5 protein-coding genes and 2 tRNA genes are annotated in these 5,200 nt (G+C 42.2%); 6 read left to right on the forward strand and 1 reads right to left on the reverse strand.

Annotated elements, in window-relative coordinates; translation table 11 throughout:
- Nucleotides 1–88 precede the first annotated feature (88 nt).
- Nucleotides 89–457, forward strand: a complete 369-nt coding sequence (locus ACTRWI_RS21780) for an AAA family ATPase (protein WP_499133802.1) — start codon at nucleotides 89–91, stop codon at nucleotides 455–457.
- 78 nt (nucleotides 458–535) lie between these two features.
- The gene (locus ACTRWI_RS21785) at nucleotides 536–958 is read left to right on the forward strand and encodes a DUF3859 domain-containing protein (RefSeq protein ID WP_499133803.1); all 423 of its coding nucleotides are present in this window, start codon (nucleotides 536–538) and stop codon (nucleotides 956–958) included.
- Nucleotides 959–1,064: 106 nt separating this feature from the next.
- Here the strand turns inward: ACTRWI_RS21785 and ACTRWI_RS21790 are convergent, their stop codons facing one another.
- Nucleotides 1,065–2,171 carry a M20/M25/M40 family metallo-hydrolase gene (locus ACTRWI_RS21790; protein WP_499133804.1) on the reverse strand — a complete coding sequence of 369 codons (1,107 nt, stop codon included), beginning with the start codon at nucleotides 2,169–2,171 and terminating at the stop codon, nucleotides 1,065–1,067.
- Nucleotides 2,172–2,693: 522 nt separating this feature from the next.
- Here ACTRWI_RS21790 and ACTRWI_RS21795 point away from each other — a divergent pair.
- The 4 genes from ACTRWI_RS21795 to dptF all read left to right on the forward strand — a co-directional run.
- Nucleotides 2,694–3,356 (forward strand): DUF2726 domain-containing protein, encoded by a 663-nt coding sequence (locus ACTRWI_RS21795; protein ID WP_499133805.1) that lies wholly within the window; start codon nucleotides 2,694–2,696, stop codon nucleotides 3,354–3,356.
- 167 nt (nucleotides 3,357–3,523) lie between these two features.
- A tRNA-Val gene (locus ACTRWI_RS21800) sits at nucleotides 3,524–3,600 on the forward strand.
- A 36-nt stretch (nucleotides 3,601–3,636) separates the two neighbouring features.
- A tRNA-Val gene (locus tag ACTRWI_RS21805) sits at nucleotides 3,637–3,713 on the forward strand.
- Nucleotides 3,714–4,182: 469 nt separating this feature from the next.
- Nucleotides 4,183–5,200: DNA phosphorothioation-dependent restriction protein DptF (dptF, locus tag ACTRWI_RS21810; protein ID WP_499133807.1), on the forward strand; the 1,018-nt coding region annotated here is incomplete at its 3' end.

Below are 5,200 nucleotides of genomic sequence, written 5' to 3' on the forward strand. Positions count from 1 at the left end.
GTGATTGAGTGCTGATATCGCTAGTAATAGAGCAACAGAGTACTATTTACGATAAACTCATGCTTTTGATTTAAGCCGTAATGTATCAATGAAGTTAATACTCATTCGAGGGCTGCCAGGTTCGGGTAAGTCAACAAAAGCTAAATCTTATGACGCCTTGCATGTCGAGGCCGATATGTATTTTGTCAACGAACAAGGTGAGTACTGCTTTGACCCTAAACAATTACAACAGGCCCATGATTGGTGCCAGAACACCACCGAAAATGGTCTGAAGCAAGGGAAGGACGTTGTCGTATCGAATACCTTCATCAAACACTGGGAAATGAAGGCTTATCGTCAGCTTGCTCTCAAATACAAGGCGGATTTAGTGATTGAAGTTTGCCGAGAAAATTACGGCACTATCCACGACATTGAACCATCAGTGATCAGGCGCATGGGTAGAGGTTGGCAAGAGTAGCGCTACGCTGATGTCACTTTATAGGCTGGGTAACCCCTCATATTAAACTAACAAAACAATTCCAAGGTAACGATTGAAATGGCAAAACGTTCTGTTGTCGTAGAGATGACCTCTTACGGTATCTACTCCACGTGGGATTCTAAATCTAAAGAACTACCTAAAATCCAAGAGTTCACTACCACCGTTGACGCTGAAATCGACGTCGAGTTTGGCTATATTTTGAACATTAAAAAAGCCAAAGGCGAAAAAATCCGTTACTGCATTTATCACCCGGATATCACGACCGACAAAGGCGAAGTGCTTGAGCCGTTCGCTGGTGAAGAGTACGTTGGCAATAACGATTGGGATTTTTATCTAGGAGACACTATTTGGGCGCCAGTCTCAAACAAGATCGGCAAATGGCGCATGACGGTCGAACTTAAAGGCAACATCATCGCAGATAAGACATTCGACCTAGTAGCAAGAGACGAAGGTCAATTTTGGAAGCGTAGAGGGTTCTAGTCTCGAACTTCTAGACAAATCTAAATAACAAAAATGCCGAGTCCTATATGGGCTCGGCTTTTTGACATTAGCTAGAAGATGTTCGTCATCTAGCTTAGAAGTAAGATTATTGTGTTACATAAGCGACAACAAACTCAGTGATAGCAACCATGTCTTTCACTGCGATGTACTCTTCAGTGGTGTGAACTTTCGCCATACCAGTCGATAGGTTAACCGTAGTTAAACCTTTCGCATTGAAGTTGTTTGCATCGCTACCTCCGCCGGTGCGCTTGGTGTTTGCAGTCACGCCAAGCTTCTCGAACGCTGATTTAATTGAAAGAATGTGCGGGTGATCGTCTGCAATGACGAATGCATCGTAAGCACGGGTTGATTCAATTTCTACCTCAGCACCGAATTGGTTTGCGCTTTCTTCAAACATTGAGATCATGTGTTCAACTTGCTCGGTTAGCTTGTCGTCATTTAGTGAGCGAGCTTCTGCAACCACTTTTAGTTCTGGCATTACTATGTTGGTGGCTTGTCCGCCTTCAACAATACCCACGTTCGCAGTTGTTTCTTCGTCGATACGAAGTAGGTTCATTTTAGTGATAGCATCTGCCGCTACTTGAATTACACTGATGCCCTCTTCTGGTGCTAGACCAGCGTGAGCAGGCCGACCTTTTATCGTTGCAACGATCTTTTGTTGGCCAGGAGCAACATTTACGATAGTGCCAATAGGGCCGCCTGTATCTAGAACGATAGCGTGCTCTGATTGAATGTAAGACATATCGAAGTTCAAAGACCCGAATAGACCGCCTTCTTCGAACACTGTGAATGCAATTTCAATTGTCTTGTGTGCTTGAGCTTCAGCTTGAATGCAGCGAACGGCTTCCATGATAGCCGCAATGCCAGACTTGTCGTCACCCCCAAGGATTGTGTTGCCCTTTGAACGGATGATGCCGTCTTCGATGATTGGCTCAATGCCGATGCCCGGTGTTACTGTGTCCATGTGGCAGCTGAATACTGTACTACCCGGTAGTGTGCCGTCTAAACGCGCGTAGATGTTGAAGCCATTCGATACTTCTTCAGGAACCGCCAGTTTGTGTACGTCAAAACCTAGTTCGCCTAACTGCTCAGCCAGCGCTTCAGCAATCGCTTTTTCGTTGCGAGATTCACTATCGATTTTCACAAGATCGCAGAAATGGTCGACTAGACGTTGTTCATTAATTTGGGTCATTGTTAATTCTCATTATGTTTCCGCTCTTTCCTTCAAAGTCATGGCTATAGGAACAGGAAAATCACTATAACGCCTCTTTGTAGGATGATTGCCTGAGTTAAATCAAGAAAACCGGCTTATTACTCTTGATAGTGCTAGAAACAGAACTAGCTATCAGTCTAAAACGTGATGAGGTCTATTGTTATCTGGTAAACAGTTAAGCTGGGTAAACCAACCTATGATTATTGAAATTTCACTTTATGTTTCATTCGTCAGAGCGCCATTTTTAATCTTTATTTAACGATTTTCCGAGCCTTGGGGCGGAAATTACAAAAATTAAACTGAGCTAATCTGGAGTGTGAAGAATTGAAAAAGGTTTACATTAGGCACTGTATCTACCTGCAGTCAAGCAGGCAACTAATAGATGCCATCAAAAACACGTGACTATCGTTAACAACTGATTCTCTTTTTCTTGCCAGTTTGTTGTTTTCTACTTACGCTACAAATTCTCTATCTCCCTGAATCCTTAACTGTGTTTTACGAATGACCAATATATTTATCGTTGTAGTGGTACTTGTTGTCTTCTTTTATTTCATTCAGAAGTACGTATTCAAACATGACGACACCAAAGACCACGCCTATCAAAAGAAAGGCGCGTTGCTCAACATGCAACAAGCCGCGTTTTACAATGCATTGACCACGGCGGTTGGTTCTCACGGTGTCGTTTTTGCCAAAGTGAACATGTCGAACGTGTTGGCACCTGCGAAAACAAATACTAAGAAGAACTGGTTTATTGCGAATAATAAGATCTCTCGTAGCTATTTTGATTTTGTGGTTTGCGACCTAAGAACGTTGGAGCCACGCGTGATTATCGAACTTGATAATGGTAAAGAGCTAAGCAAAGGCAAAGTGGACCGAGAGAAGCTACTTATTCATGTATGTAAGTCTGCTGGCTTACCGCTTATTGGTGCTTCCGTTAAGCACAGTTATCAAGTGAGCCGCTTGAAAAGGTTGTTGGCGACTCATATCGATTTGATCGAGCCGGACAAAGAGGTGAGGTTCTGTAAGAAGTGTGGCAGCCCGATGATCATCAAGTTGGCTAGCCAAGGTGACTACAAAGGACGACGTTTCTTCACGTGCAGCCGTCAACCAAACTGTACTTATACCGAAAACTACAATGTTGTTTTCGATGTAGAAGAAGAGTAACAAAGAGTAGGGCACTGGTTCAGTGTGACCTAACTCAAGTTTATTTCGTTTTTACGTCCAAAAAATCAACGCATTGATGCGAATAAGAGCAAACGGTTGATTCAAGTGCAATTTCTACTTGCGCCACAATAAATCAGCCGTTAATATCTCCCTCGTTCTTAAGGAATGGGTCCGTAGCTCAGTTGGTTAGAGTACTACCTTGACATGGTAGGGGTCGGCGATTCGAGTTCGCCCGGACCCACCACTCCTTAACGCATAGAAATGCAAAGAACAAAAAATTGGATCCGTAGCTCAGTTGGTTAGAGTACCGCCTTGACATGGCGGGGGTCGGCGATTCGAGTTCGCCCGGATCCACCAAATTTAACAAGAAAGCCAAGCATTTAGCTTGGTTTTCTTGTATCTGGCGTTTAGCAAATTGGCGTGTATTACGACGGTATTGCCAGTTTTAATCTACCCAAAAGCCAAGGTTCAAGTTTGGTTAAGTATTCCAAATTATGCACTAGATAAAGGGTGAATCTTATTTTGTTGGTCACAGATGGTCACAATTGTGACCATCTGTGACCAATATTACTGCCGAACATTTCGCTTCATGTTAAAAAGTAGAACTCATTTAAACCTGTTATGTAGAATTCTGGTCTCGATGACTTTTTGTTGGTTGGCTTTCGTTGCATTTGGCTTATGTCACCTATGTATCGAGTACCTTTGTTTGAAAATGCGACGTAAAACATCAGGGTGTCAGTTAATTTCCATCAATCGAAATTATTGAGTACATAGCGTTCAGTAATATGAATAAAAAACCAAAGTTTAGTCGAAAGGAGCCACTAGTTTGAATTTACTTCAAGCCCTCAGCATCTTATCTAAATCTTCACCTTATGCCGTGAGTACTGAAAGAGATCAGACTCAAGATCATCTGGCTAAATATAAGAGTCATGTGTATATCACTACCGACATCGAGGTCGACTTTAAAAAGTCGCTATTGTCCTCAAAGAAAAATGACATCATTTTCTTGTGTGGTAGTAGTGGTGACGGTAAGTCTGAGATCCTGACTCAATACAGCCAGAAGCACAAAGCGACACATGAGTTTCATCTTGATGCGACACACAGCTTTAATCCAAATCAAACCGCAATTAATGCGTTAGATGAGCGATTCTCACAGTTCAAAGGAAATGAAAAGCCACTTGTTGTTGGCATTAATATCGGAATGTTAGGCAACTATGCTGAGGAAGGTGCTGAACAACATGACGATATTAAAGCTTCGATAAAAGCGTTCTTGGAAAACAAAACGGACGATATTCCAACGAACCACATTTTCTTAGATTTCGAACAATACCCGAAGTTTACGCTTGGTCATGAAGCTAGCACATCTGATTTTGCTGCGAAGTTCTTAGCTCGTTTAACCGAGCCGACTTTGGACAATCCATTTTATGCTCTTTATGACAATGAAATTAAAAAGCAGGGTCACAGCAAACTAACTGCGAACTACGCACTTCTAGGTTTAGAATCTGTACAGAAGAACATTATTTCTTTGCTGTTGAAGGCTCGTTTAATCAAAGACCAGTTCTTAACAGCACGAGCATTATTAGATTTTGTCTATCAGATTTTAGCGAACGATGGTTATCTGTTTGACAACCTATTCTCTGGTTCTGACAACGAGCTTCTTGAACATATTCAAAGCTTTGACCCAAGCAACATTCACACCCGCAAAGTGGATGAGTTTGTTCTTCAGTTTGGTCTAGGTATTGAAGATGAAGGATTTGCACAACTGAAAGATCAGGTGAAAGCCCAAGGTGTTTTTGATGTGTTAAGTGCAGCATCGTATTTACGAATGGTATACCTGCTAAAAG

The sequence above is a fragment of the Pseudoalteromonas sp. G5_S1_14_S5 genome, assembly GCF_054968605.1.

Excerpts from the sequence above, each read along its gene's own strand:
- ACTRWI_RS21780 (WP_499133802.1), top strand. The coding sequence starts at position 89 with ATGAAGTTAATACTCATTCGAGGGCTGCCAGGTTCGGGTAAGTCAACA.
- ACTRWI_RS21785 (WP_499133803.1), top strand. The coding sequence starts at position 536 with ATGGCAAAACGTTCTGTTGTCGTAGAGATGACCTCTTACGGTATCTAC.
- ACTRWI_RS21790 (WP_499133804.1), bottom strand. The coding sequence starts at position 2,171 with ATGACCCAAATTAATGAACAACGTCTAGTCGACCATTTCTGCGATCTT.
- ACTRWI_RS21795 (WP_499133805.1), top strand. The coding sequence starts at position 2,694 with ATGACCAATATATTTATCGTTGTAGTGGTACTTGTTGTCTTCTTTTAT.